This window comes from Pseudomonas sp. AC247 (assembly GCF_979258015.1).
On record NZ_OZ409829.1, the window covers coordinates 3,947,308 to 3,970,665 of the forward strand.

27 protein-coding genes are annotated in these 23,358 nt (G+C 60.7%); 9 read left to right on the forward strand and 18 right to left on the reverse strand.

The window, feature by feature from the left end; genetic code table 11:
• The first annotated feature begins 130 nt into the window (after positions 1-130).
• The 3 genes from ACZZ0B_RS17795 to ACZZ0B_RS17805 all read left to right on the forward strand — a co-directional run bounded on the left by ACZZ0B_RS17795 (position 131) and on the right by ACZZ0B_RS17805 (position 3,074).
• Positions 131-1,045, forward strand: a complete 915-nt coding sequence (locus ACZZ0B_RS17795; protein WP_463545890.1) for an urea transporter — start codon at positions 131-133, stop codon at positions 1,043-1,045.
• A gap of 21 nt (positions 1,046-1,066) precedes the next feature.
• A complete protein-coding gene (locus ACZZ0B_RS17800; RefSeq protein ID WP_158834503.1) occupies positions 1,067-1,891 on the forward strand; it encodes an ion transporter in 825 nt (274 codons plus the stop codon).
• 184 nt (positions 1,892-2,075) lie between these two features.
• Entirely contained in the window at positions 2,076-3,074 is a 999-nt protein-coding gene (locus tag ACZZ0B_RS17805; RefSeq protein WP_463545891.1) for a sulfate ABC transporter substrate-binding protein, read from the forward strand.
• A 119-nt stretch (positions 3,075-3,193) separates the two neighbouring features.
• Here ACZZ0B_RS17805 and ACZZ0B_RS17810 read toward each other — a convergent pair whose 3' ends face one another.
• Positions 3,194-3,814 carry a hypothetical protein gene (locus tag ACZZ0B_RS17810; protein ID WP_008083494.1) on the reverse strand — a complete coding sequence of 207 codons (621 nt, stop codon included), beginning with the start codon at positions 3,812-3,814 and terminating at the stop codon, positions 3,194-3,196.
• A gap of 243 nt (positions 3,815-4,057) precedes the next feature.
• Here ACZZ0B_RS17810 and ACZZ0B_RS17815 point away from each other — a divergent pair, with 243 nt between their 5' ends.
• The 4 genes from ACZZ0B_RS17815 to ACZZ0B_RS17830 all read left to right on the forward strand — a co-directional run bounded on the left by ACZZ0B_RS17815 (position 4,058) and on the right by ACZZ0B_RS17830 (position 8,001).
• A complete protein-coding gene (locus tag ACZZ0B_RS17815) occupies positions 4,058-5,245 on the forward strand; it encodes an MFS transporter (RefSeq protein ID WP_463545892.1) in 1,188 nt (395 codons plus the stop codon).
• Between the two features lie 319 nt (positions 5,246-5,564).
• Positions 5,565-6,221 carry a peroxiredoxin-like family protein gene (locus tag ACZZ0B_RS17820; protein WP_463545893.1) on the forward strand — a complete coding sequence of 219 codons (657 nt, stop codon included), beginning with the start codon at positions 5,565-5,567 and terminating at the stop codon, positions 6,219-6,221.
• A 30-nt stretch (positions 6,222-6,251) separates the two neighbouring features.
• Complete coding sequence (locus ACZZ0B_RS17825; RefSeq protein ID WP_158830027.1) at positions 6,252-6,971, forward strand: SDR family oxidoreductase; 720 nt, start codon at positions 6,252-6,254, stop codon at positions 6,969-6,971.
• Between the two features lie 148 nt (positions 6,972-7,119).
• Positions 7,120-8,001 carry a LysR substrate-binding domain-containing protein gene (locus ACZZ0B_RS17830; RefSeq protein WP_463545894.1) on the forward strand — a complete coding sequence of 294 codons (882 nt, stop codon included), beginning with the start codon at positions 7,120-7,122 and terminating at the stop codon, positions 7,999-8,001.
• 98 nt (positions 8,002-8,099) lie between these two features.
• Here the strand turns inward: ACZZ0B_RS17830 and ACZZ0B_RS17835 are convergent, their stop codons facing one another.
• From ACZZ0B_RS17835 to ccmA, 10 genes are all read right to left on the reverse strand, one after another.
• Positions 8,100-8,504 (reverse strand): hypothetical protein, encoded by a 405-nt coding sequence (locus tag ACZZ0B_RS17835; protein ID WP_016987493.1) that lies wholly within the window; start codon positions 8,502-8,504, stop codon positions 8,100-8,102.
• Positions 8,505-8,529: 25 nt separating this feature from the next.
• Positions 8,530-9,732, reverse strand: coding sequence for a c-type cytochrome biogenesis protein CcmI (gene ccmI / locus ACZZ0B_RS17840; protein ID WP_463545895.1), 1,203 nt, complete (start codon positions 9,730-9,732; stop codon positions 8,530-8,532).
• Positions 9,729-10,199 carry a cytochrome c-type biogenesis protein gene (locus ACZZ0B_RS17845; RefSeq protein ID WP_008083437.1) on the reverse strand — a complete coding sequence of 157 codons (471 nt, stop codon included), beginning with the start codon at positions 10,197-10,199 and terminating at the stop codon, positions 9,729-9,731. The genes ccmI and ACZZ0B_RS17845 overlap by 4 nt, the downstream gene beginning before the upstream one ends.
• Positions 10,196-10,732: a DsbE family thiol:disulfide interchange protein gene (locus tag ACZZ0B_RS17850; protein WP_007961670.1), complete on the reverse strand. Its 537-nt coding sequence runs from the start codon at positions 10,730-10,732 to the stop codon at positions 10,196-10,198. Before ACZZ0B_RS17850 ends, ACZZ0B_RS17845 begins: the two co-directional genes overlap by 4 nt.
• Positions 10,729-12,717, reverse strand: coding sequence for a heme lyase CcmF/NrfE family subunit (locus tag ACZZ0B_RS17855; protein WP_008083435.1), 1,989 nt, complete (start codon positions 12,715-12,717; stop codon positions 10,729-10,731). Before ACZZ0B_RS17855 ends, ACZZ0B_RS17850 begins: the two co-directional genes overlap by 4 nt.
• Before the next feature lie 3 nt (positions 12,718-12,720).
• Positions 12,721-13,176: a cytochrome c maturation protein CcmE gene (gene ccmE, locus ACZZ0B_RS17860; RefSeq protein ID WP_008083433.1), complete on the reverse strand. Its 456-nt coding sequence runs from the start codon at positions 13,174-13,176 to the stop codon at positions 12,721-12,723.
• Complete coding sequence (gene ccmD / locus ACZZ0B_RS17865; RefSeq protein ID WP_008083431.1) at positions 13,173-13,349, reverse strand: heme exporter protein CcmD; 177 nt, start codon at positions 13,347-13,349, stop codon at positions 13,173-13,175. Before ccmD ends, ccmE begins: the two co-directional genes overlap by 4 nt.
• Positions 13,346-14,101 carry a heme ABC transporter permease gene (locus tag ACZZ0B_RS17870; protein ID WP_440095764.1) on the reverse strand — a complete coding sequence of 252 codons (756 nt, stop codon included), beginning with the start codon at positions 14,099-14,101 and terminating at the stop codon, positions 13,346-13,348. The genes ccmD and ACZZ0B_RS17870 overlap by 4 nt, the downstream gene beginning before the upstream one ends.
• Before the next feature lie 78 nt (positions 14,102-14,179).
• Positions 14,180-14,848: a heme exporter protein CcmB gene (gene ccmB / locus ACZZ0B_RS17875; RefSeq protein ID WP_008083427.1), complete on the reverse strand. Its 669-nt coding sequence runs from the start codon at positions 14,846-14,848 to the stop codon at positions 14,180-14,182.
• Positions 14,845-15,480: a cytochrome c biogenesis heme-transporting ATPase CcmA gene (gene ccmA / locus ACZZ0B_RS17880; protein ID WP_463545896.1), complete on the reverse strand. Its 636-nt coding sequence runs from the start codon at positions 15,478-15,480 to the stop codon at positions 14,845-14,847. Before ccmA ends, ccmB begins: the two co-directional genes overlap by 4 nt.
• A gap of 197 nt (positions 15,481-15,677) precedes the next feature.
• On the opposite strand from ccmA, the gene fliK reads away from it, so the two are divergent.
• On the forward strand, positions 15,678-17,252 hold the full coding sequence (gene fliK, locus ACZZ0B_RS17885) for a flagellar hook-length control protein FliK (RefSeq protein WP_463545897.1): 1,575 nt from the start codon (positions 15,678-15,680) through the stop codon (positions 17,250-17,252).
• A complete protein-coding gene (locus ACZZ0B_RS17890) occupies positions 17,249-17,578 on the forward strand; it encodes an EscU/YscU/HrcU family type III secretion system export apparatus switch protein (protein ID WP_463545898.1) in 330 nt (109 codons plus the stop codon). The genes fliK and ACZZ0B_RS17890 overlap by 4 nt, the downstream gene beginning before the upstream one ends.
• 90 nt (positions 17,579-17,668) lie before the next feature.
• On the opposite strand, the gene ACZZ0B_RS17895 is transcribed toward ACZZ0B_RS17890, so the two are convergent.
• From ACZZ0B_RS17895 to ACZZ0B_RS17925, 7 genes are all read right to left on the reverse strand, one after another.
• The gene (locus tag ACZZ0B_RS17895) at positions 17,669-18,061 is read right to left on the reverse strand and encodes a DUF2802 domain-containing protein (RefSeq protein ID WP_008083419.1); all 393 of its coding nucleotides are present in this window, start codon (positions 18,059-18,061) and stop codon (positions 17,669-17,671) included.
• Positions 18,062-18,547: a chemotaxis protein CheW gene (locus ACZZ0B_RS17900; protein ID WP_008083417.1), complete on the reverse strand. Its 486-nt coding sequence runs from the start codon at positions 18,545-18,547 to the stop codon at positions 18,062-18,064.
• A gap of 89 nt (positions 18,548-18,636) precedes the next feature.
• Complete coding sequence (locus tag ACZZ0B_RS17905) at positions 18,637-19,599, reverse strand: CheW domain-containing protein (protein ID WP_463545899.1); 963 nt, start codon at positions 19,597-19,599, stop codon at positions 18,637-18,639.
• Between the two features lie 116 nt (positions 19,600-19,715).
• Positions 19,716-20,504 (reverse strand): ParA family protein, encoded by a 789-nt coding sequence (locus ACZZ0B_RS17910; RefSeq protein ID WP_008077691.1) that lies wholly within the window; start codon positions 20,502-20,504, stop codon positions 19,716-19,718.
• A gap of 43 nt (positions 20,505-20,547) precedes the next feature.
• Complete coding sequence (gene motD, locus ACZZ0B_RS17915) at positions 20,548-21,438, reverse strand: flagellar motor protein MotD (protein ID WP_008077690.1); 891 nt, start codon at positions 21,436-21,438, stop codon at positions 20,548-20,550.
• Between the two features lie 12 nt (positions 21,439-21,450).
• Positions 21,451-22,191, reverse strand: a complete 741-nt coding sequence (locus tag ACZZ0B_RS17920) for a flagellar motor protein (RefSeq protein WP_008077689.1) — start codon at positions 22,189-22,191, stop codon at positions 21,451-21,453.
• Entirely contained in the window at positions 22,191-23,339 is a 1,149-nt protein-coding gene (locus tag ACZZ0B_RS17925; RefSeq protein WP_463545900.1) for a protein-glutamate methylesterase/protein-glutamine glutaminase, read from the reverse strand. The genes ACZZ0B_RS17920 and ACZZ0B_RS17925 overlap by 1 nt, the downstream gene beginning before the upstream one ends.
• Positions 23,340-23,358 lie beyond the last annotated feature (19 nt).

The window sequence follows — 23,358 nt, forward strand, 5'->3', positions numbered from 1 at the left end:
ATGATCGTTCCCACGCTCTGCGTGGGAATGCGGCCCGGGACGCTCTGCGTCCCAAGAGCAGACGCAGAGCGTCCTTTGAGGCATTCCCACGCAGAGCGTGGGAACGATCAACTGCCCAGATTTTCTCAACATGCCTGCCAATCATTTCAACACCCACTGCCCCGACTGGGCCGAGGCTTTACTCAACGGTTTCAGTCAAATATTCCTCCAGCGCCATCCGCTGTGCGGCCTGCTGTGCCTGTTGGCGATCCTGCTGACCGCGCCGGTGCTGTTCGCCGGTGCGCTGCTCGGTGCCGTCGCCGGCTTGCTCACCGCGCAACGGCGCAACTACGCCAAGGCTGATCGTCAGGCCGGGTTGTTCAGCTACAACGGCATCTTGCTCGGCTTGCTGCTGAGCCTGTATTTCCCGTGGTCGCCAATGCTGCCACCACTGATTCTCGCCGCTGGCGGTTTGAGTGCGATGGTCACACAGCAATGGCTCAAACATGTTTACAGCAGCCGATCGATTCCGGCCTACACCTCGCCGTTCGTGGCCATGAGTTGGGTATTGCTGCTGTTCGCCGAACCGTCGGCGCCGATGGCGCCTATCGAGATGAACACGTGGAACCTGCTCGCCGCCGAACTGCGTGGTTTGGGCCAGGTAATGTTCCTCGGTCATCCACTGGCCGGCGCATTGATCGCGATCGGTTTGCTGATCGCCGATCGCCGCGCCTTTGGCTGGGCACTGCTGGCCTCGGCGATTGGCCTCGGTTCCAGCCTGCTGCACCACGAAACCAGCGCTGCGCTTTCAGGCCTGGGCAGCTACAACGCCGTACTGGCCGCCCTCGCCTTCAGCAGCCAACGCCAACAACCGTGGCTGCCGCTACTCGGCATCGTTCTCGCGTTGCTGGTGACGCCGCTGTTTGCCGCCATCGGCCTGGCCACTTTGACCGCGCCGTTCATCCTCGCCGGCTGGCTGATCCGCGCCGGCATCCAGATGCTCGGCAAAACCCCGGTCGAGCATGCGCCTTGCGCTCATGGGGAGAATCAACCTAGGCTGCGCTGATCTTCGATTCAGGCATTTTCCATGGACAGCAGCAACAGTTGGCGCGAACGGCTTTACGTGATGATTTTCCAGAGCGACACCCGCGCCGGGCGTCGCTTCGACGGCATCTTGCTGTTGATCATCCTCGCCAGCCTGGTGATCGTGATGCTCGACAGCATCGACAGCATTCACCGCAACTACGCCGACGTGCTGGCCTACATCGAGTGGGGCTTCACGATCATCTTTCTCGGCGAGTACATCCTGCGCCTGTACTGCTCACCGAAGCCGCTACGCTATGCCTTCAGCTTTTACGGGCTGGTGGATTTGCTGGCGATCGTGCCCGGTATCCTTGCCCTGTATTACAGCGATGCGCAGTACCTGCTGATCATTCGGATCATCCGCATGCTGCGGATTTTCCGCGTGCTCAAGCTCAGCCCGTACCTCAAGCAAGCCAACTATTTGATGTCGGCGCTGCGCGGCAGCAAGCAGAAAATCGTCGTGTTTCTGGTCAGCGTCTGCACGCTGGTGACGGTGTTTGGCACGTTGATGTACGTGATCGAAGGCCCGGAGCATGGCTTCACCAGCATTCCCAAAGGCATCTATTGGGCTATCGTCACGTTGACCACCGTGGGCTTCGGCGACATCGTGCCGAAGACGCCGCTGGGCCAGGTCATTTCGTCGCTGGTGATGATCACCGGTTACTCGATCATCGCCGTGCCGACGGGGATTTTCACCGCCGAACTGGCCAACGCCATGCGCGGCGAACAGCTGCAACATGACTGCCCGGTGTGCAAGAAAAACAGCCACGAACATGGCGCGGCGTTCTGCTCGCGCTGCGGTAATGCGCTGTTCAAAAAACTGGAATAAGCAAAGAGCTTTTTAATCTTTAAACGACTATGCGTGCCCCGTTATAGTCAGTGGCAATTGAACATCACCCCCCCTGTAGGAGCTGCCGAAGGCTGCGATCTTTTGATCTTTTTTTTATAAGATCAAGATCAAAAGATCGCAGCCTTCGGCAGCTCCTACATAAATAGATAACAAGGAATGCGCAGTGAAAAAACTCTTTGGCGCCTCACTTCTCGCCGCCGGCCTGGCCTTGGCTAACATCGCTCAGGCAGCCCCGACGCTGCTCAACGTTTCCTACGACGTGATGCGCGATTTCTACAAGGACTACAACACTGCGTTCCAGAAACACTGGCAAGCCGAGCACAACGAAAACATCACTGTGCAGATGTCCTTCGGCGGTTCGAGCAAGCAAGCGCGTTCGGTGATCGACGGCCTGCCGGCTGACGTCATCACCATGAACATGGCCACCGACATCAACGCCCTCGCCGACAACGGCAAACTGGTGCCTGAGAACTGGGTCACCCGTCTGCCGAACAACAGCGCGCCATTCACCTCCGCCACCGTGTTCATCGTCCGCAAAGGCAACCCGAAAACCCTGAAAGACTGGCCGGATCTGCTCAAGGATGGCGTGCAAGTGATCGTGCCCAACCCGAAAACCTCGGGTAACGGCCGCTACACCTACCTGTCGGCCTGGGGTTATGTACTGAAAAATGGCGGTGACGAGAACAAAGCCAAGGATTTCGTCGGCAAACTGTTCAAGCAAGCGCCGGTGCTGGACACCGGTGGCCGCGCCGCGACCACCACGTTCATGACCAACCAGATCGGCGACGTGCTGGTGACCTTCGAAAACGAAGCGGAAATGATTGCCCGCGAGTTCGGTCGTGATCAGTTTGAAGTGATCTACCCGAGCGTCTCGGCCGAGGCTGAGCCGCCGGTGTCGGTGGTCGATAAAGTCGTCGACAAGAAAGGTTCGCGCGCGGCGGCGGATGAATATCTGAAGTACCTGTGGTCGCCGGAAGGTCAGGAGATTGCGGCGGCAAACTACCTGCGTCCGCGTGATCCGGCAGTGCTGGCGAAGTACACCGATCGTTTCCCGAAAGTTGATTTTCTGTCCGTAGAAAAGACCTTCGGCGACTGGCGCACCGTGCAAAAGACTCACTTCAATGACGGCGGTGTCTTCGATCAGATCTATACCGGCCAGTAACACCTGATCCCCTGTAGGAGCTGCCGCAGGCTGCGATCTTTTGATCTTTGTTGTTAACAGCTCAAGATCAACAGATCGCAGCCTTCGGCAGCTCCTACAGGGGGATTGTGTTTAGGCGATTACATCGGTGGGGTGACGCCGTCCTTGCCGGCGGAGATCGATTGCGCTGTCAGCGTGCCTTCCGCGCTTTGTGTGACGAAGGTGACGATCTTCACCCCTACCTTCAGCAAGCTTCTGTCGCCCGGCGTCAGATTGACGATCGGCACATCCTCCGGCACCAGGATCTTCTGTTGCCCGCCCTTGTAGTTCACCGTCAGCACCCGCCCGTTGCTCACCACCAGATCGCCGACGCTGCCATTGGTCATGCTGCTGCCCTTGGCCAGATCGAACGGCCGATGACCATCGCCACTTCCGGCCAATTCCGGCGGAAACACATGCACTTCCAGCGCCTTGAGCGTGCCATCTTCCTGGGGCATTGCCGCCGAACCAATGTAACTGCCGGGTTTGATGTCTTCGATATTGCCCAGAGTGACGGCGCGAACCTTGGTGTCGCCGGTCAACTGGATCACCACGTTCTCGCCGCTGTTGACGTGGACTTTCAAGCTGTCGGCACTGACCCCGGTGATCTCGCCGCGCACACCGAGGCGCATGCCCGGTGCATCGGCGGCCTGCACGCTCGTCGCGCCCAGCAGGCTGATCAGGACAATCGTTGCGGTGTGGCGAAGCTGCTGACGAAACATTGCAATCCTCCGGTCATGAATGTTGAACAAACCAATGCAAACATAAGCACGCTATCGAACAGGATGTAAGTGAATGTATCATCGACCCTCAACGGTCGGACGCAAGGTCCGCCGATGGATGACTTGCCGAGTGCTCCTGTTCATTCCGCAACGGAATAACTGATATCAACCGACGGCGTCTTCTACCCGCCCGGTTTGTCCCATAGCCTCAGCGCATTCCCTTTCGCTGGATCGAGAAACCTTATGACCACCACCACTCACGCAATGACCCGAGGCATGGTGCTGCTGTTCGCCTTCTGCTGCGGCGCCATTGTTGCCAACATTTACTACGCACAGCCGATCATCGGTCTGATCGCGCCGGACATCGGCCTGAGCGACACCATGGCCAGCTTCATCGTCTCGCTGACGCAGATCGGTTATGCGCTGGGCCTGTTCTTTCTGGTACCGCTGGGCGATCTACTGGAGAACCGCCGGCTAATGATCATCACCACCGTGGTGGCGATTGCCAGCCTGCTGGCGGCGGCGTTTACCGATCAACCCAATGTGTTTTTGCTGATCTCGTTGTTGGTGGGGTTCAGTTCGGTGTCGGTGCAGATTCTGATTCCTTTGGCGGCGCACCTTGCTCCGGAGGAATCCCGTGGCCGCGTGGTTGGCGGGATCATGGGCGGTTTGTTGCTGGGCATTTTGCTGGCGCGACCCGTTTCCAGTGTGGTGGCCGACCATTTAGGCTGGCGGGCGATGTTCATGATTGCTGCTGCACTGATGGCGGCGATCAGCGTGGTGCTGGCGCTGACTGTGCCCAAGCGCCAGCCGGATCACAGCGCCACCTATGGCCAACTGCTCGGCTCGCTGTGGACGCTGTTGCGCCAGCAACCGGTACTGCGTCAGCGTGCGTTTTATCAGGGCTGCATGTTCGCAACCTTCAGCCTGTTCTGGACCGCCGTGCCGCTGGAACTGGCGCGTAACCATGGCCTGTCGCAAAGCGAGATCGCGATTTTTGCCCTGGTCGGCGCCATCGGTGCCATTGCCGCGCCGATCAGCGGACGCCTGGCCGACGCCGGCCACACTCGCATCGCTTCGTTGCTGGCCATGGTCTTCGCCAGCCTGAGCTTTTTGCCCGCCTTCATTCATCCGGCCTACAGCGTCATCGGTCTGGCCGTAACCGGTGTAGTGCTCGACTTCTGCGTGCAGATGAACATGGTCCTTGGCCAGCGCGCGGTCTACTCGCTGGACGCAAAAAGCCGTGGCCGTCTGAACGCGCTGTACATGACCAGCATCTTTATCGGCGGCGCCTTCGGCTCCTCGGTGGCCAGTGCGGTGTACGAACACGGCGGCTGGTTGTGGATCGTGATTGTCGGGAGTGTGTTTCCGCTGTTGGCGTTGTTGCGGTTCTTGAGTGCTTCCCAGCGTGGTTCATTGGCGACGGCGTAAAGCGTCAAAGGCTGACGGGACTGCCGAAGAAGAATGGCCCCCGTAGGAGTGAGCCTGCTCGCGATAGCGTAGTGTCAGTCAATGGATCTTTGACTGACACTACGCTATCGCGAGCAGGCTCACTCCTACAGGTACTTAACTTCGTGCATAACTACACAGAAAGTATTCAGAACGATGTTCGGTTGTTGTACAGCATGTGATGAGCCCACCCATTCCCCGCCAGCATGAATGCTATGCCACGCACCAGCGTTCCCCCGCGCGCGCCTGACGGTCACTCTTGAACCCAGCCACTACCGGCGCTTCTTCAGGACTTTCGACCATGACCCTGCAAGCAAAACTCGATGCCTTCAAAGCTGACTTCAAGGCCGGCAAACCACCTTTCAACGCCCCGGCCAACATCCACCCGGTGATGGAGCGCGCCACCGCTGAATTGATCGCCTCGGGTGCCGCCAGTCGTGCCTTGAAAGTCGGCGACATCGCACCGCTGTTCACCCTCAAGGACCCCGAGGGCAATACCGTCTCGTCTGCCGACAGGCTGGCACAAGGGCCGTTGGTGCTGACGTTTTATCGTGGCGTCTGGTGCCCGTACTGCAACATGGAGTTGCAGGCATTACAGGCTTTTCTGCCGGCGATTCGGGACGCCGAGGCAAGCCTGCTGGCGATTTCACCGCAGATCGCCGCCAACAGCCGCAAGTCGCAACGGATCAACGAACTGCAATTCCCGATCCTCAGCGATCCGCGCAATGACGTCGCGGCAGCCTTCGGGTTGCGCTTTGAACTGCCAGACTATTTGATCGAGCTGTACAAAAATCTGCGCAACGACCTGCCGACCTTCAACGACGATCCAGCCTGGACCTTGCCGATGCCGGCGCGTTATGTGATCGGTCAGGACGGCGTGATTCGTTACGCCGAGGTCAACCCGGATTACACTCAGCGTCCCGAGCCTGAAGCGATGCTGGATGCATTGCGCGGCTGAATCGATGACCGGCCTTACCCTGGAGTTGCCATGACCCGACGTACCTTCCTCATCACCGGCGCCAGCAAAGGCATTGGCCGGGCGCTGGCCGAACATCTCGACCGCGCCGGGCATCGCGTGGTGGGGATTGCTCGCCAGCCGGATTTGAGCTTTCCGGGGATTCTGTTTCCGCTGGACCTGAGCGATCGCAAGCTGACCGGCGAAGTGCTCGCGGAACTGGCGCGCACGTATGAGTTCGACGGGCTGGTGAACAATGTCGGGCTGGTGCGACCGCAGGCGTTGGGTGATATCGATCTGGACGCCTTCGATGACGTGATGCGGCTGAATCTGCATTCGGCGTTGCAGGCGACGCAGGCGTTGTTGCCGGGGATGCGTACGCGCGGTTGGGGTCGGGTGGTGAATATCTCCAGCCTGACGGTGTTGGGCATTACTCAGCGCACGGCGTACGCAGCGGCGAAAGCGGCGTTGGTCAGCTTCACCCGCTCATGGGCGCTGGAACTGGCGCAGACCGGGATCACCGTGAACGCGGTGGCACCGGGGCCGACCGAGACGGAGCTGTTTCGCGCCAACAATCCGCCGGGCAGCGAGGGTGAGGCACGCTATCTGGCCGGGGTGCCGATGGGGCGGCTGGGGCAGCCGGAGGAAATTGCCTCGGCGATTGCGTTTCTGCTTTCCGAGCAGAGCGGCTTCATCACCGGGCAAACCTTGTTTGTCGATGGCGGCGCATCAGTCGGTAAGGCCGCAATCTAATCAACAACAAAAATCCCCTGTAGGCGTGAGCCTGCTCGCGATAGCGTTCGTCCAGCCGACATTGATTTGACTGACACACCGCTATCGCGAGCAGGCGAAGGCCTACAGGGGTTCCAAGATGACTTCGAGATTTTAGTAAGGAACGCAGATGGACCGCCTCGCCGCCATGGAAACCTTCGTCTGCGTCGTCGAAACCGGCTCGTTTTCCGCCGCCGCCCGACGCCTGAACATCGGTCAGCCCGCCGTATCGAAAACCATCGCTCATCTGGAAAAGCGCCTGGCTGTCAGCCTGCTCCTGCGCTCGACCCGAGGCCTGACTCCGACCGAGGCCGGGCTGGCCTTTTTCGAGCGGGCCAAACGCGCCCTCGAAGAAGCCGACGAGGCCGACAACGCTGCGCGCGGCATCGCCAGCGGCCTGAGCGGCAACCTGCGCATCAGCGCCGCCGTGACCTTCGGCCGCCTGCATATCGTGCCGCACCTGGGGCCGTTCCTCGATCAGCACCCACAGCTGAACATTGACTTGATGCTCGACGACCGCAACATCAACCTGGTCGAAGAAGGCATCGATGTGGCCCTGCGCATGGGCGCACTCACCGACTCGGGGCTCACCGCACGCAAAATCGCCCACTGCCGCCGCGTGGTGCTTGGCACACCGGCGTACTTCGCCAAATACGGCGAGCCCACCTGCCCCGCGGAATTGAGCAAACACCAGGCGGTCGTCTACAACCTCGGCGGCGGCACCACCTGGCAGTTCGCCAAAGGCTCGGAACAACAATCGGTGATCCTCAGCGGACGTTTGCGCGTCAGCGCGGCCGAGGGTGTACGCGAGGCAGTACTGGCCGATCAGGGCCTGACGCTGGCCTCCGAATGGATGTTCGCCCCGGAACTGGCCAGCGGCGTGGTGAAAACCGTCATGCACGACTGGACACTGCCTGATCTGGATTTATGGGCGGTGTTTCCAACGGGGAAAATGGCCAGTGCCAAGGCGCGGGCGTTTGTTGAGTATGTGCAGGGGGTGTTGGCCAGTTGAACAGCAAGATCAAAAGATCGCAGGCTTCGCCAGCTCCTACAGTACGGCAAGTGCTAAGCCTCTAAAAAAAACGGCGATCCGAAGATCGCCGTTTTCATTTACTGCCCGAACTGCTTGCCCAGTCCCGGTGGCACACCGTGGATGTTGGTGTCTTCCCACGGGCCGTTTGGGCTGACGGAGCGGCTCCAGCCGTTGTTCCAGCGATAGTAGGTGCGCTGGCGGTAGAAGGTGTTGGTCTGGTCGTCGAGGACGTAGACGCCGAGTTTCTGATCCCAGTGGCTGTTGCCGCCCGGTGGCGGGGCGAAGCTGGCCGAGGTGCGCGGCACGGGCTTGGCCGGTTTTGCCGGGATGCTTTTGCCTGGGGTCGGCGAGGTCGACGGCGTCGGACTTGGTTGCGACGGCGGGATCGGCGGCAGGTTGGTGGTCGGTTCCGGTCGTTGCACCGCACATGCACTCAAGCCCAGGGCCAGTGTGAGGACTGTGATTCGGGCGATGGTGTGCATGGCGGTGCTTTCCTGTTGTGCCCGGCTATTTGTCCGGGCTGTCGATGGTCAGTTTTTGTAGCGCAGTAGTGCTGCTGGCCAGAGGGCCGCTGCGACCGATCCATTCACCGGCCGTTGGCTGGCCGGCGCGGGAGATGCGCGCAACCAGTTGGACTTCAGGGAAGTTCGACAGTTTCAACTGCGGCATCATTGCGTCGGCATCGCCCAGTTCAACGGTCACCGGCAGATCCGCCACGGTCAGGCGTTTGGCTGCCAATGGCGCGGGTGGGCCGGAGGTGGCGCGGGCGAAAATGAACACGCTGTCGCCCGGTTGCACTTTGCCTTTGAGCTCGCTGGCGAGGTCGACACTGACTTTCAACAGCGCGGTTTTCGCGGCTGCAGGTGCTTGGGCGACCTTGCCGCCGCTGGCTTCGAGACGCTCGGCGGCGCGTTTGATCCCGCCTTGCAGCGCGGCGCGAGAGCTGTCCTCCGGCGGCAGTTGCGCCAGCAGACGATTCCAGTAATCGATGGCTTGCTGATAACGCTCGCCTTCAAACGCAGCGATGCCAAGCAGACCGAGGCTAGTGACTTCTTTCGGATCGGCCTTCAGCGCTTCGTCAGTCAGCGCCTGAATTTTCGCCGACCACTTTTTGCCATCCGCAAAATACTGCGCCTGCGCCCACTGGCCGAGCAGTTCCGGTTGACGACCGGCAAGGTTGGCAGCGCGTTCGAACATTTTTGCCGCGTCCGCCGGGCGATCTTGCGCCATGTAGGTACGGCCGAGGAAATACAGACCTTCAGCAGAATCCGGTTGCGCCGCAACGGCGCGCTCCAGACGCTGGGTCATTTCCTCCATCGACTGCGGCGCCTGGGCGAATTCGCGGGTCAGTTCGACTTTGTCGGCAGCGCCGAAGTGCATATACAGACCCAGGCCCAACACTGGCACCAGGACCGCTGCCAGCAGCGGCAACGGTTTACCCAGTTTCGACACGCGCGGCGCGGCAACACCTTCGGTATCCGCCAGCAATTCACGTGCAGCCTCGGCGCGACCGCTGTCCATTTGCGCAGCGTCGAGCACGCCTTCCGCCTGTTGCGATTGCAACTCGGCGACACGCTCCTGATACAGCGCAACGTTCAGGGCAGTTCGATCCTCTTCACGCTGGGCGCGACGCTCACGCAACACCGGGATCAGCAGAAAACTCAGGGCGACCAGAAGCAACAGCCCTGCGGCAAGCCAGAAATCAATCATTCTTGGTTTTTATCCAACAGTTGGTCGAGGCGCTGACGCTCTTCGATGGACAGCGCTTGCGGAGTTTCGGCACGCTGGCCGCGACGACGGCGGACGATCACCGCGATCACCACAACGCCACCGAGCAGCAGCCCGGCCGGGCCGAACCACAACAATGCGGTCTTGGTGTTGAGCGCCGGTTTGTAGCGGACGAAGTCACCGTAGCGATCGACCATGAAGTCGATGATCTGCTGGTTGTCCTTGCCCTCGCCAAGCATGCGGAAAATCTCTTTGCGCAGGTCAGCGGCAATCGGGGCGTTGGAGTCGGCGATGTCCTGGTTCTGGCACTTGGGGCAGCGCAGTTCCTTGGTCAACTCGCGGAAACGCTCGCGATCACCGTCTTTGGCGAACTCGTAAGTGTCGATGGCGGCATGGGCCACGCCGACCAGACTCAGGCCCAAAACCACGGCGGCTAAAAAACGCTTCATGGCTTGGCCTCATCGACCAGCGCCTGATACTTGGCCGCGAGTTTTTCGCGCCAGACTTGTTCGTCGATCACGCCGACATACTTGTCGCGGATGATGCCCTTGGCATCGATAAAGAAGGTTTCCGGCGCTCCGTAGACACCGAGATTCAGGCCCAGCGAGCCTTCGTCGTCGCGGATGTCCAGCACGTACGGATTGTGGAATTCGGCCAGCCACTTCAAGGCGTCGGCGTTAGTGTCCTTGTAGTTGATGCCGTAGATCACCACGCCGCGCTCGGCGAGTTTGTTCAGCACCGGATGCTCGACCCGGCAGGAAATGCACCAGGTGCCCCAGACGTTGACCAGTGCCGGTTTGCCGAGAATGTCAGCCTTGGTCAGGGTTTTGTCGCCCTGCACGTTGGGCAGGGAAAACTCCGGGAACGGCTTGTTGATCATCGCCGACGGCAGTTCCGCCGGATCGAGGTACAGACCGCGATAAAGAAATACCGCCACCAGCAGGAAAATCGCCAGTGGCACCAGCATCAACCAACGTCTCATGCAGCCGCTCCCGTCATGCCCAGCGCTTCACGCACCTTGGCTTTCACCTTGACCCGATAACGTCGATCCAGCGCCGCCAGCAACCCACCGAACCCGGTGAGCAACCCGCCGAACCAGATCCAGCGCACGAACGGTTTGACGTGCACGCGCACGGCCCACGCGCCATTTTCCAGCGGTTCGCCGAGGGCGACGTAAAGGTCACGGGTGAAACCGGCGTCGATGCCGGCTTCGGTCATCATCGAACTTTGCACGGTGTACAGACGTTTTTCCGGGTGCAGCACGCTGATTTCCTTGCCATCACGAATGACCCGAATCGTGCCTTTGTCCGACGTAAAGTTTGGCCCCTCGAAGTGCTTGGCGCCTTCGAAAATGAAGTGATAACCGGCCAGGTCCATCGACTCGCCCGGCGCCAGACGCAGATCGCGTTCGGCACTGTTCTGGCTCGACAACACCACGCCCAGCGCGCACACGGCGATGCCGAGGTGGGCGATCTGCATGCCCCAGTAACTACGGGTCAGGGTTGGCAGGCCTTTGATCAGGCCTTTGTGGCGAGTCTTGTCGACGATGTCGCGGGCGCCGGCGAGCAACACCCATGCTGCGAGCAGGAAAGTCGCGATCACTGCCCAGTTGAAATCGCCATAAGCGACACCGGCCACCACCGCCAGCGCGACGCTGCCGAGCAGCACTGGCGTGAGCATGCTGCCCAGCCACTTCACCGGCGTGTCCTTCCAACGGACGATCACGCCGACCGCCATGACCATCATCAGCAACGCCATCAACGGAATGAACAGCGCATTGAAGTACGGCGGGCCGACCGACATTTTCGCGCCGCTGAGGGCATCGAGAATCAGTGGATACAGCGTGCCGAGCAGAATCATCGACGCGGCCACCACCAGCACCAGGTTGTTGCCCAGCAGCAGGGTTTCGCGCGACCACAGGTTGAAGCCGACCTGACTCTTCACCACTGGCGCGCGCAGGGCGAACAGCGTCAACGAACCACCAACCACGAACAACAGGAAGATCAGGATGAACACGCCACGCTCAGGATCGGAAGCAAACGCGTGCACCGAAGTCAGCACGCCGGAACGCACGAGGAACGTCCCGAGCAGGCTCAGCGAGAACGCGGCAATCGCCAGCAACACCGTCCAGCTCTTGAACACGCCACGTTTTTCCGTGACCGCCAGCGAGTGAATCAGTGCGGTGCCGACCAGCCAAGGCATGAAGGAGGCGTTTTCCACCGGGTCCCAGAACCACCAGCCGCCCCAGCCGAGTTCGTAATAAGCCCACCACGAACCGAGGGTGATGCCGATGCCGAGGAACGCCCAGGCGACGATGGTCCACGGGCGCGACCAGCGTGCCCACGCGGCATCAAGGCGACCGCCCATCAACGCCGCAATGGCAAAGGCGAACGCCACCGAAAAGCCGACGTAGCCCATGTACAACATCGGCGGGTGAACGATCAGGCCGATGTCTTGCAGCAGCGGATTAAGGTCAGCGCCATTGCTCGGCATTTGCGGCAGGATGCGTTTGAACGGGTTGGACGTGAGGATCAGGAACAGCAGGAAACCGGTGCTGATCATGCCCATCACCGCCAGCACGCGAGCGAGCATGACCTGCGGCAACTGCCGAGAGAACACCGACACCGCGAACGTCCAGCCACCGAGAATCAGTGCCCACAGCAACAAAGAACCTTCGTGGGCGCCCCACACGGCGCTGAATTTGTAATACCACGGCAACGCGGTATTGGAGTTGTTCGCCACATACGCGACGGAGAAGTCGTCGACCATGAAGGCGTAGGTCAAAATGCCGAACGCGAACAGCAGAAACGCAAACTGCCCCCACGCGGCCGGCTGAGCCAGACTCATCCAGAAACGGTCGCCGCGCCAGGCGCCGACCAATGGCACCACGGCTTGAACCAGCGCAAAACACAGCGCCAGAATCATCGCCAGGTGGCCCAACTCAGGAATAAAAATCGCCGACGTCATCAATCAACCCTCCTTCACAGGTGTCGGGGCGGATTGACCGCTGTCTTTCAAGGCTTTGGTCACTTCTGGCGGCATGTACTTCTCATCGTGCTTGGCCAGCACTTCATCGGCGACGACCACGCCGTCGGCGTTGATCTTGCCGAGGGCGACGATGCCCTGCCCTTCGCGGAACAGATCCGGGAGGATGCCGCGATAAGTGATGGTCACGGATTTGTTGAAGTCGGTGACGACGAATTTGACGTCGAGGGAATCCGGCGAACGTTGCAGCGAGCCTTTCTCGACCATGCCGCCGGCACGGATGCGCGTGTCTTGCGGCGCTTCGCCATTGGCGATCTGGGTCGGGGTGTAGAACAGATTGATGTTCTGCTGCAGGGCGCTGAGGGCCAGGCCGACGGCAGCGCCGACCCCGACCAGAATGGCCAGAATGATGATCAGACGTTTCTTGCGCAGCGGATTCACTTGCCGTTCTCCCGGCGCAGACGACGCGCCTCTTGTTGCAGATACCGCTTGCGGGCCAGGATCGGCGCCGCCACGTTGAAGGCCAGCACGGCCAGGCAGATGCCGTAGGCCGTCCAGACGTAGAGGCCATGATGGCCCATGGCGAGGAAGTCGCCGAATGAAGCAAAACTCATCGAGCGGCCCCCAGACTGTGCTGCACTTCTTCTTTCACCCAACTGGCGCGGGCTTCGCGCTTGAGCACTTCAAGGCGCATGCGCAACAGCAGCACGGCGCCGAAGAAGCAGTAGAAGCCCAGCACTGTCAGCAGCAGCGGCAGCCACATTTCCGCCGGCATCGCCGGTTTTTCGGTGAGGGTGAAGGTCGCGCCCTGGTGCAGGGTGTTCCACCACTCGACCGAGTATTTGATGATCGGAATGTTGATCACGCCGACGATGGCCAGCACCGCGCAGGCCTTGGCGGCGCTGTCGCGGTTGCTGATGGCATTGCCCAGCGCGATCACGCCGAAATACAGAAACAGCAGAATCAGCATCGAGGTCAGGCGCGCGTCCCAGACCCACCACGAGCCCCAGGTCGGTTTGCCCCAGATCGCCCCGGTGACCAGCGCCACAGCGGTCATCCACGCGCCGATCGGCGCGGCGCATTGCAGGGCGACGTCGGCCAGCTTCATTTTCCACACCAGCCCCACAACACCGCACACCGCCAGCATCACGTAGATCGACTGAGCGAGCATCGCGGCGGGTACGTGGATGTAGATGATGCGAAAGCTGTTGCCTTGCTGATAATCCGGCGGCGCGAAAGCCAGGCCCCAAACGACGCCGACGCCAATCAGCAGCAACGCTGCGATGCTCAACCACGGCAAGAACTTGCTGCTGATGCCGTAGAACCACTTGGGCGAGCCGAGCTTGTGAAACCAGGTCCAGTTCATACTGTTTCCATCACGGATGCCGCTCATCGGTGTGAGCAGTCTCAGGGTCTTTGCTGGTTAAATTTTAACCAGACCTCATTATTCGCCGACGCTGATCTTCAGGCCAGCAGCTATTGCAAAAGGTGTCAGGGTGATCGCCAGGGCGGTCAGGCTACCAAGCCACAGCAGATACCCGGTCGCCGGCATGCCTTGGAGGGCGGCCTGCAAGGCGCCACTGCCAAGAATCAACACCGGGATGTACAACGGCAGAATCAGCAGCGCCAACAACAGGCCGCCGCGTTTCAAACCGACCGTCAGTGCCGCGCCCACCGCGCCGAGCAAGCTCAGCACCGGTGTCCCCAGCAGCAACGAAAACAGCAAAACCGGCAGGCAGGCGGCAGGCAAACCGAGCATCAACGCCAGCAAGGGTGAGAGCAAAACCAGTGCCAGACCGGAGAAAAGCCAGTGTGCCAGCACCTTGGCCAATACCAGAAGTGGCAGCGGGTGCGACGAAAGGACCCACTGTTCCAGGGATCCGTCTTCGAAATCACTGCGGAAAAGCCCGTCCAGCGAGAGCAGGACCGACAAAAGCGCCGCCACCCAGACTAACCCCGGGGACAGGTTTTGCAACACTTGAGTTTCCGGGCCGACGGCCAGCGGGAACAAAGCGATGACGATGGCGAAGAAAATCAGCGGATTGGCCAGCTCCGCCGGGCGGCGAAACAGCAGTCGGGATTCACGCGCAACCAGCAGGCCGAAGACACTCATACTGCCCAGTTCCCCAGATCGATGTCGCGATAACCGGCCGGCATCCGGCTCAGCGTATGGTGCGTGGTCAAGACCACCAGACCACCGCGCTCGCAGTGAGCCGCCAGGTGGTCTTCGAGTTGCGCCACGCCCTGCTTGTCCAGCGCGGTGAACGGCTCGTCGAGAATCCACAGCGGTGGGCTGTCGAGATATAACCGCGCCAGCGCTACCCGGCGTTGTTGACCGGCGGACAGGCTGTGGCAGGGAACATCTTCGAAACCGCGCAATCCTACAGCTGCCAGCGCTTGCCAGATGGCCTCGCGTTCGGCGGGATGATGCAGGGCGCAGAGCCACGACAGGTTCTCTTCCGGGGTCAGCAGATCCTTGATCCCGGCGGCGTGGCCGATCCACAACAGGTTGCGCGCCAGTTCACTGCGTTGTTCGGTCAATGGTTGACCATTGAGCAGGACTTGACCGTCGGTCGGTTGCATCAACCCCGCCAACAGGCGTAACAAACTGGTTTTACCGCTGCCGTTGGGACCGCTGATCTGCACCATATCGCCACTGGCCAGTCTCAATTCGAGATTTTCGAAGAGCAGCCTGAGGTCACGTTCACACGCGAGGGCAACGGTTTGCAGGACAGGACTGGTCAAGGGATCACGGGCCTTATACGGTTCAAGTCGGCTCTGGCGCGGCCGTTAAAGAGATGCAGCATAAATGCAATGACGGCTCGATCTAGAGAGCTGCGTCAAACAATTGCTATGTTTTTTGAACGAAGCGCAAGACGGGCGGCATTATACATGCCGTGCCTTACTCTCAAGAGTGCAATTTCCTCAGGTTGTGTCCGCGTATGACAGGCGAAATGAACATCCTCCCGCTCCCGCCCACCACCCCGGCGACCGTTCGCCCGCAGGTGGGTGAGCTGCTCAAGCTGCTGACACCGGTCGAAGGCTTGATCGGCGCCGGACAGAGCGCCAAGGCCGAGGTGTTGTCGCTCAAGCAGGCGGACCAGACCTTTCAACTGTTGCTCAAGGTGACCCTCGACAGCGGTCGCCAGACCACCGTGCAGGCGACCAGCAATTTGCCGCTGGCACAGGGCACCAGCCTCGCGATCACCCAGCCATCGGCGGGCAATCTGGCGATTACCGTGCAGCAAGCGATTGCCAGCAGCGTCGCCGCCCTCACCCGCATCGACACCGCGCAGTTGCCGGCCGGCACGCTGCTGCAAGGCAAGGTACTGACGTCGCAGGCTCTGCCGCAGACGCCGGGGCAAGCGACGGTGTTTCGTTCGATGGTCAGCCTGCTCAACACGGCGTTAAGCGGCAGCACCTTGACCGTCGACAGCCCGCAGCCGCTGCGCATCGGCACGCTGTTGTCGGCGCTGGTGCAGGATTCGCAGACCCTCAAGTTCGTGCCGATGAGCAGCCGCCAGGAGCAATTGGCGGTAAGCCAGCAACTGCTCGGCCAACAAAGCCGCCAGGGTTCACTGGATGGCTTGCTCAAGACCTTGCAGAACTTGCCACCGGCCACCGATCAAACCTCGGCGGACTTGCGTGCCGTGGTCGATAAACTGCTCGCCAGCCTGCCCGACGTGCAGCAACTGAGCACCGCCAAAGGCGTAGCGCTGGCCCTGGCCAACAGCGGCGCCTTTCTCGAAGCCAAACTGCTCACCGGGCAAAACCCGACGCTGACCCCGGACATGAAAGGTGACCTGCTCAAACTGATCGCGCAACTGACGCCGGGCTTACCGAGCAGCACCAGTTTCAACGCCATCATCGCCGCCAATACGCTGGCGCAGGCGCTGCCGAGTTTCGTGCGCAATGCGCTCGGCACACTGGGCCAGGTCAGCGCCAAACCCGCGCCGAGCAGCTTTCCCCTGCCCGACCGCTTGCTGCAAAGCCTGGAAGGCGAAGGCGATCTGGAGCAGTTGCTGCGCCTGGCAGCCGCCGCCGTCTCGCGCCTGCAAAGCCATCAATTGTCGAGCCTGGAACAGACTGGCGTCACCGATGATGGCCGCCTGCTCAGCACCTGGCAGCTGGAAATCCCCATGCGCAACCTGCAGGATATCGTGCCGTTGCAGGTCAAGTTTCAGCGCGAAGAAGCGCCGGAGAAAGAACCGCAGCAGAACGAACGCCGCGACGAGCGTGAAGCCAGACAACAGTTGTGGCGCGTCGATCTGGCGTTCGACATGGAACCGCTCGGGCCGATGCAGATTCAGGCGCAACTGATCAGCGGCAGCCTGTCGAGTCAGCTGTGGGCCGAACGGCCATACACCGCCGACCTGATCCAGACGAACCTGTTCGCACTGCGCCAGCGTTTACTCGATTCCGGGCTGAACGTCGGCGATCTCGACTGCCACCTCGGCACCCCGCCGCAAGGCAACCAAACCCGTCTCGAACACCGCTGGGTCGACGAAACCGCATGAACGATTCCACCGCACCACGCCAGGCCATCGCCCTCAAATACGACGGCAGCCACGCGCCGACCCTCACCGCCAAGGGTGATGAAGAACTGGCCGAAGAAATTTTGCGCATTGCCCGCGATTATGAAGTGCCAATCTACGAAAACGCCGAGCTGGTGCGGCTGTTGGCACGGATGGAATTGGGCGACAGCATTCCGGAAGAGTTGTACCGGACAATCGCCGAGATCATCGCGTTTGCGTGGAACCTGAAGGGCAAATTCCCCGAGGGGCAGGACCCGGACGCGCCGATGGTCGAGAAGGACATCACCGATCGCGGCGACGATTATTAATCCTTAAAAGCAAAAGATCGCAGCCTGCGGCAGCTCCTACATGAGATCTCTGTAGGAGCTGCCGCAGGCTGCGATCTTTTGATCTTGCTGCTAGTTCTTGTGAAGCTTGCGCATCAACTCGGCCTCAGCCTGGGTCAACCCACACGACTGAGTCAGTTCATCAACGCTGGCGCCCATGCCCACCAGTTTCGCCGCCTGGGCGAACGACAGGCTGGATGGATCGCGCTGTTCCAGCTGAACGATCTTGTCCGGCAACGGACTCACCACCGCACGCAACTCGTGCAGCGCTTCGCCCATGCGCACATTACCGTTCTGGTAATCGTCAACACGTTTGGCCAGGTCCTTGATGCGCTGATCACGCAGCGCATCGCCCTGAGCCTGTTGTGCGGCAATCACTTTTTGCGCCTTGATGTACGACACAAACATTGCCAGCGTGCCTGCCCAGAATAGGAACAGGACAATGACCGCGACCTCGAGAATCAATCAGATATTCTCCAGGTCCGACCATTCTTCTTCGCTCATCATCTTGTCCAGCTCGACCAGGATCAGCAACTCGTTGTTCTTGTTGCACACGCCCTGGATGAACTTGGCCGACTCTTCGTTACCGACGTTCGGCGCCGTTTCGATTTCCGACTGACGCAGGTAAACCACTTCGGCGACGCTGTCGACCATGATGCCGACGACTTGCTTGTCGGCTTCGATGATGACGATACGGGTGTTGTCGCTGATCTCGCCGCTGTTCAGGCCGAAGCGCTGGCGGGTGTCGATCACGGTGACCACGTTACCGCGCAGGTTGATGATGCCCAGCACGTAGCTTGGCGCACCCGGCACTGGAGCGATCTCGGTGTAGCGCAGCACTTCCTGCACGCGCATCACGTTGATGCCGTAGGTTTCGTTGTCCAGCTTGAAGGTCACCCATTGCAGGATCGGATCTTCAGAACCTTTTGCATTCGTCGCCTGATTACTCATACCTGACCCCTCGAAAAAACCGCTCTGGGCGGTGTGTGTTCTGTGTGGCGGCATTCAACAATGCCGTCGCCTGATTGTTATGTCGGCTGCTATGTCGGTTTATGTAGCGGCTTGTGGCCGCCAAGGTGCTTTGCCCCACCGCTGGCGATCAACTCGGCCAGAGCGGAAACGTCAAGCAATGCACACATGTGCTCAATCACCGTGCCGGCGAGCCATGGCCGCTGACCCCGGTGACTTCTCCATTTGATTTCATTCGGGTCAAGGCGCAACGAGCGACTGACCTGATGCACCGCCAGGCCCCACTCGTAACCTTGTACCGAAATCACGTACTGCAGGCCCTGACGGAAGTCATCGCGGTAGCGATCCGGCATGACCCAGCGTGCGGTGTCCAAAACTTTCAGGTTGCCGGCCTGGCTCGGCAGGATCCCGAGGAACCATTCCGGCTGACCGAACAGCGGCGTCAGCTCATGACCGGCCAGCGAATAGATCGAGCCAAGGCACACCAGCGGCACCGCGAGGGTCAGCCCGGCGACGTCGAACAACAGGCATTCGAACGCTTCGGACGCCCAGGCCGGACGGCCATCGGTGTCCACCGGTGGCGGCGTGTTGTTCGGTGGCAGATGCACTTCGACCAGCGGCGGTACCAGTGTCTGCTCGACGGGTGCGGGTGCGACCGGAGCTGGAACTGGAACTGGAGCCGGTTCGACCACAGTCGGTTGCGGTGCGGTTTTCAGCAGTTGGGTTTGCAGCAGCGGTGCCAGTGTCGAGACCGATGCACGGACCGGCGCTGCTTCCTCGATCAAAGCCACCGGCGCTTTGGCAACCGCTGCAACGGCAGGCGCGGCAACCGGCGCAGCAGGCCTGGCCGTTTTCTGCGCGTCACGGGCCTGCTCTTCCAGCACTGCGGCCTGGAACTCGTCCAGCGCCTCGGTACTTTCTTCGACAACTTCGACTGGCGTCGGCAACGCGTCAGGAATTTCCTGCAGCAAACTGTCCAGATACGACTGCAAGGCCAACTGCGGCTTCGACGTCAACTTCAAAGGCCGATTCATGCACAGTCCCCTGTAGGAGCTGCGGAACGCTGCGATCTTTTGATCTTTTCAGGAGCGCCACAAGGCAAGATCAAAAGATCGCAGCCTGCGGCAGCTCCTACACAAGTCAACGTCATTCAAGCCACCTGCGGAACAAGTTGTTGCGCCAACAGATGCTTGAGCAGCGCGCGATACGCCAGCACGCCACGGCTCTTGCCGTCGAATTGCGAAGGCGTGACACCGGCACGGCTGGCATCGCGCAGACGGGTATCGACCGGGATGTAACCCTGCCAGATCTCGTCAGGGAATTTGTCCCGCAGCACACGCAAGGTGTGCATCGATGCCTGCGTACGGCGATCAAACAAGGTCGGCACGATGCTGAACGGCAGCGCCTGTTTGCGCGAACGATTGATCATCGCCAAGGTGTTGACCATGCGCTCCAGGCCTTTGACGGCCAGGTGTTCGGTCTGCACCGGGATCACCAGTTGCTGGCTCGCGGCAAGCGCGTTGACCATCAAGACGCCGAGCAACGGCGGGCTGTCGATCACGGCGTAATCAAAGTCTTGCCACAATTGCGCCAGACTCTTGGCGATCACCAAGCCGAGACCACTCTGCCCTGGCGACTGACGCTCAAGGGTCGCCAGCGCGGTGCTCGACGGCAACAGCGAAATACGTTCATCGCTGGTCGACAACAGCAACTGCCCCGGCAGGCCTTGCGGCACGCTGCCCTTGTGCAGAAACAGGTCGTAGTTGCTGTGTTCCAGGCTGTCGGGGTCGTAACCGAAATAACTGGTCATCGAGCCGTGCGGGTCGAGATCGACCACAACCACGCGCTTGCCCGCCTCGGCCAGCAATCCGGCTAAAGCGATGGAGGATGTGGTTTTACCGACACCACCCTTTTGATTGGCGACTGCCCAGACTCTCATTCAGTTCGTTCCTCCCGGCCGATATGCTCGACCGAGACATAGCTCAGCGTGTTAATGCGGGTGACGGAGAATTGACGGCACTCTCGCGTCCCGGCGTCTTGACCGGGGTCGGTGCAGTTTGTGTGCCAGCACGCTTCAACGCAGCGTCCGGTTGCGCATTGGCGGTTCCGGTGCCCGTGAGGCTGCGGCGCACATCGAGATTGCGCGACACCACCAACACCACGCGACGGTTCTTCGCGCGGCCTTCAACGGTGGCGTTGTTGGCGACCGGCTGAAACTCACCGTAACCCACCGACGCCAGGCGACCGGGGTTCACGCCCTGCATCGCCAGCATGCGCACGATGCTCGCCGAACGCGCCGAGGACAGCTCCCAGTTGGTCGGGTACTGCGCAGTGCGGATCGGCTGGTCATCGGTGAAGCCTTCGACGTGAATCGGGTTGTCGAACGGTTTCAGAATCGCTGCAACCTTGTCGATGATGTTGAAGGCAATGTCACTCGGCATGGCATCGCCGCTGCCGAACAACAGGCTGGAGTTGAGTTCGATCTCGACCCACAACTCGTTGCCACGCACGGTCATCTGGTTGGAGCTGATCAGGTCACCGAACGCAGCGCTGATGTCATCGGCGATGCTTTTCAGTGGATCGCTGGCGCCGGCGATACCGGCATCGATCTGCTCGGCATCTTTGACCAGCGGCTTGGCCGGGGTCACGGTCTTCGGCCGCTCGTCACCAATCGGAATCGGCTTGAGCGCGCGGTCGGAGTCCTTGAAAACGCCGACCAGCGCTTCGGAGATCTCTTTGTACTTGCCTTCGTTGATCGACGAAATCGAGTACATGACCACGAAGAACGCGAACAGCAACGTGATGAAGTCAGCGTAGGAAACCAGCCAGCGTTCGTGGTTTACATGCTCTTCCTGGTGGCGACGACGTGCCATGAGCTTATTCCCTTAATCCATGAAGCCCTGAAGCTTCAACTCGATGGAGCGAGGGTTTTCACCTTCGGCGATCGACAAAATGCCTTCCAACAACATTTCGCGATAACGCGACTGCCGCAGCGCGATAGACTTCAGTTTGGCCGCCACCGGCAGCAGGATCAGGTTGGCACTGGCCACGCCGTAAATGGTCGCGACGAATGCGACGGCAATGCCGCTGCCCAACTGCGTCGGATCAGCGAGGTTGCCCATCACATGGATCAGGCCCATCACCGCACCGATGATGCCGATGGTCGGCGCGTAACCGCCCATGCTTTCGAAGACTTTCGCGGCTTCGATGTCGCGCGCTTCCTGGGTGTAGAAATCCACTTCAAGGATGCTGCGGATCGCTTCCGGCTCGGCGCCGTCGACCAGCAGTTGCAGGCCTTTGCGCGAGTAGTTGTCAGGTTCGGCATCCGCCACGCCTTCCAGACCGAGCAGGCCTTCCTTGCGCGCAGTGAGGCTCCAGTTGACCACGCGGTCGATGCCGCCAGCCAGGTCGACTCGAGGCGGAAAAAAGATCCAGGCGAGAATCTGCATGGCGCGTTTGAACGCGCTCATCGGCGATTGCAGCAGCGCGGCACCGATGGTGCCGCCCAGTACGATCAATGCCGCTGGGCCGTTGGCCAGCGCACCGAGGTGACCACCTTCCAGGTAGTTGCCGCCGATGATGGCGACGAACGCCATGATGATCCCGATAAGGCTTAAAACATCCATCAGATACACGCCTCGACAATGTGCTTGCCGATATCGTCGAGGCTGTACACCGCGTCCGCGAGTTCAGCTTTGACGATGGCCATCGGCATGCCGTAAATCACACAGCTGGCTTCGTCCTGCGCCCAGATCGAGCTTCCGCCCTGCTTGAGCAGACGCGCGCCTTCACGGCCGTCGGCGCCCATGCCGGTCAACACCACCGCCAGAACTTTGTCGCCGTAGGACTTCGCCGCAGAGCCGAAGGTGATGTCCACGCACGGCTTGTAGTTCAGGCGCTCGTCGCCCGGGAGGATTTTCACCGCGCCACGGCCATCGATCATCATCTGCTTGCCACCCGGCGCCAGTAACGCCAGGCCCGGACGCAGGATGTCGCCATCCTCGGCTTCCTTGACGCTGATGCGGCAGAGCTTGTCGAGACGCTCGGCAAACGCTTTGGTGAATGCCGCCGGCATGTGCTGGATCAACACGATCGGTGCCGGGAAATTTGCCGGCAACTGAGTCAGCACGCGCTGCAAGGCAACCGGGCCCCCCGTCGAGGTGCCGATGGCAACCAGTTTGTAGGCTTTGCGCTTCGGTGCCGGCGAGGACGAACTGGCCGTCGACGCGCGGCTTGGCGCAGGTGCATGCACAGGGGCAGGCGCCGGACGGGCCGGAGCATGAGTGCTGTGACTGCTGAAGCTTGATGCCGCCGGGGTTGGCGCAGGTGCAGGCGCAGCCACTGGAGCTGGCGCGCTGTAAGCACTGAAACGACGATTACTGCGCGAGATGCTATGGACCTTTTCGCACAGCAGTTGCTTGACCTTCTCCGGGTTACGCGAGATGTCTTCGAAATTCTTCGGCAGGAAATCCACCGCACCGGCGTCCAGCGCATCGAGGGTGACCCGCGCGCCTTCGTGCGTCAGCGAGGAGAACATCAACACCGGGGTCGGGCAGCGCTGCATGATGTGCCGCACTGCCGTGATGCCGTCCATCATCGGCATCTCGTAGTCCATGGTGATCACGTCCGGCTTGAGAGCCAGGGCCTGATCGATCGCCTCTTTACCGTTGGTGGCCGTGCCGACCACCTGGATGCTCGGATCCGCTGAAAGAATTTCCGAGACGCGGCGGCGGAAAAAACCCGAATCGTCCACCACCAGGACTTTGACTGCCATAAACACTCCATTAGGTGCA

Coding starts and splice junctions, on each gene's coding strand:
- ACZZ0B_RS17815 (WP_463545892.1), top strand. CDS start 4,058: ATGACCACCACCACTCACGCAATGACCCGAGGCATGGTGCTGCTGTTC.
- ACZZ0B_RS17845 (WP_008083437.1), bottom strand. CDS start 10,199: ATGAAGCGTTTTTTAGCCGCCGTGGTTTTGGGCCTGAGTCTGGTCGGC.
- ACZZ0B_RS17795 (WP_463545890.1), top strand. CDS start 131: ATGCCTGCCAATCATTTCAACACCCACTGCCCCGACTGGGCCGAGGCT.
- ccmI (WP_463545895.1), bottom strand. CDS start 9,732: ATGATTGATTTCTGGCTTGCCGCAGGGCTGTTGCTTCTGGTCGCCCTG.
- ACZZ0B_RS17850 (WP_007961670.1), bottom strand. CDS start 10,732: ATGAGACGTTGGTTGATGCTGGTGCCACTGGCGATTTTCCTGCTGGTG.
- ACZZ0B_RS17870 (WP_440095764.1), bottom strand. CDS start 14,101: ATGAACTGGACCTGGTTTCACAAGCTCGGCTCGCCCAAGTGGTTCTAC.
- ACZZ0B_RS17920 (WP_008077689.1), bottom strand. CDS start 22,191: ATGGATGTTTTAAGCCTTATCGGGATCATCATGGCGTTCGTCGCCATC.
- ACZZ0B_RS17830 (WP_463545894.1), top strand. CDS start 7,120: ATGGACCGCCTCGCCGCCATGGAAACCTTCGTCTGCGTCGTCGAAACC.
- ACZZ0B_RS17820 (WP_463545893.1), top strand. CDS start 5,565: ATGACCCTGCAAGCAAAACTCGATGCCTTCAAAGCTGACTTCAAGGCC.
- ACZZ0B_RS17810 (WP_008083494.1), bottom strand. CDS start 3,814: ATGTTTCGTCAGCAGCTTCGCCACACCGCAACGATTGTCCTGATCAGC.
- ACZZ0B_RS17855 (WP_008083435.1), bottom strand. CDS start 12,717: ATGACGTCGGCGATTTTTATTCCTGAGTTGGGCCACCTGGCGATGATT.
- ACZZ0B_RS17800 (WP_158834503.1), top strand. CDS start 1,067: ATGGACAGCAGCAACAGTTGGCGCGAACGGCTTTACGTGATGATTTTC.
- ACZZ0B_RS17905 (WP_463545899.1), bottom strand. CDS start 19,599: ATGAATCGGCCTTTGAAGTTGACGTCGAAGCCGCAGTTGGCCTTGCAG.
- ACZZ0B_RS17900 (WP_008083417.1), bottom strand. CDS start 18,547: ATGAGTAATCAGGCGACGAATGCAAAAGGTTCTGAAGATCCGATCCTG.
- fliK (WP_463545897.1), top strand. CDS start 15,678: ATGACAGGCGAAATGAACATCCTCCCGCTCCCGCCCACCACCCCGGCG.
- ACZZ0B_RS17825 (WP_158830027.1), top strand. CDS start 6,252: ATGACCCGACGTACCTTCCTCATCACCGGCGCCAGCAAAGGCATTGGC.
- motD (WP_008077690.1), bottom strand. CDS start 21,438: ATGGCACGTCGTCGCCACCAGGAAGAGCATGTAAACCACGAACGCTGG.
- ACZZ0B_RS17835 (WP_016987493.1), bottom strand. CDS start 8,504: ATGCACACCATCGCCCGAATCACAGTCCTCACACTGGCCCTGGGCTTG.
- ACZZ0B_RS17890 (WP_463545898.1), top strand. CDS start 17,249: ATGAACGATTCCACCGCACCACGCCAGGCCATCGCCCTCAAATACGAC.
- ACZZ0B_RS17910 (WP_008077691.1), bottom strand. CDS start 20,504: ATGAGAGTCTGGGCAGTCGCCAATCAAAAGGGTGGTGTCGGTAAAACC.
- ccmD (WP_008083431.1), bottom strand. CDS start 13,349: ATGAGTTTTGCTTCATTCGGCGACTTCCTCGCCATGGGCCATCATGGC.
- ccmB (WP_008083427.1), bottom strand. CDS start 14,848: ATGAGTGTCTTCGGCCTGCTGGTTGCGCGTGAATCCCGACTGCTGTTT.
- ACZZ0B_RS17925 (WP_463545900.1), bottom strand. CDS start 23,339: ATGGCAGTCAAAGTCCTGGTGGTGGACGATTCGGGTTTTTTCCGCCGC.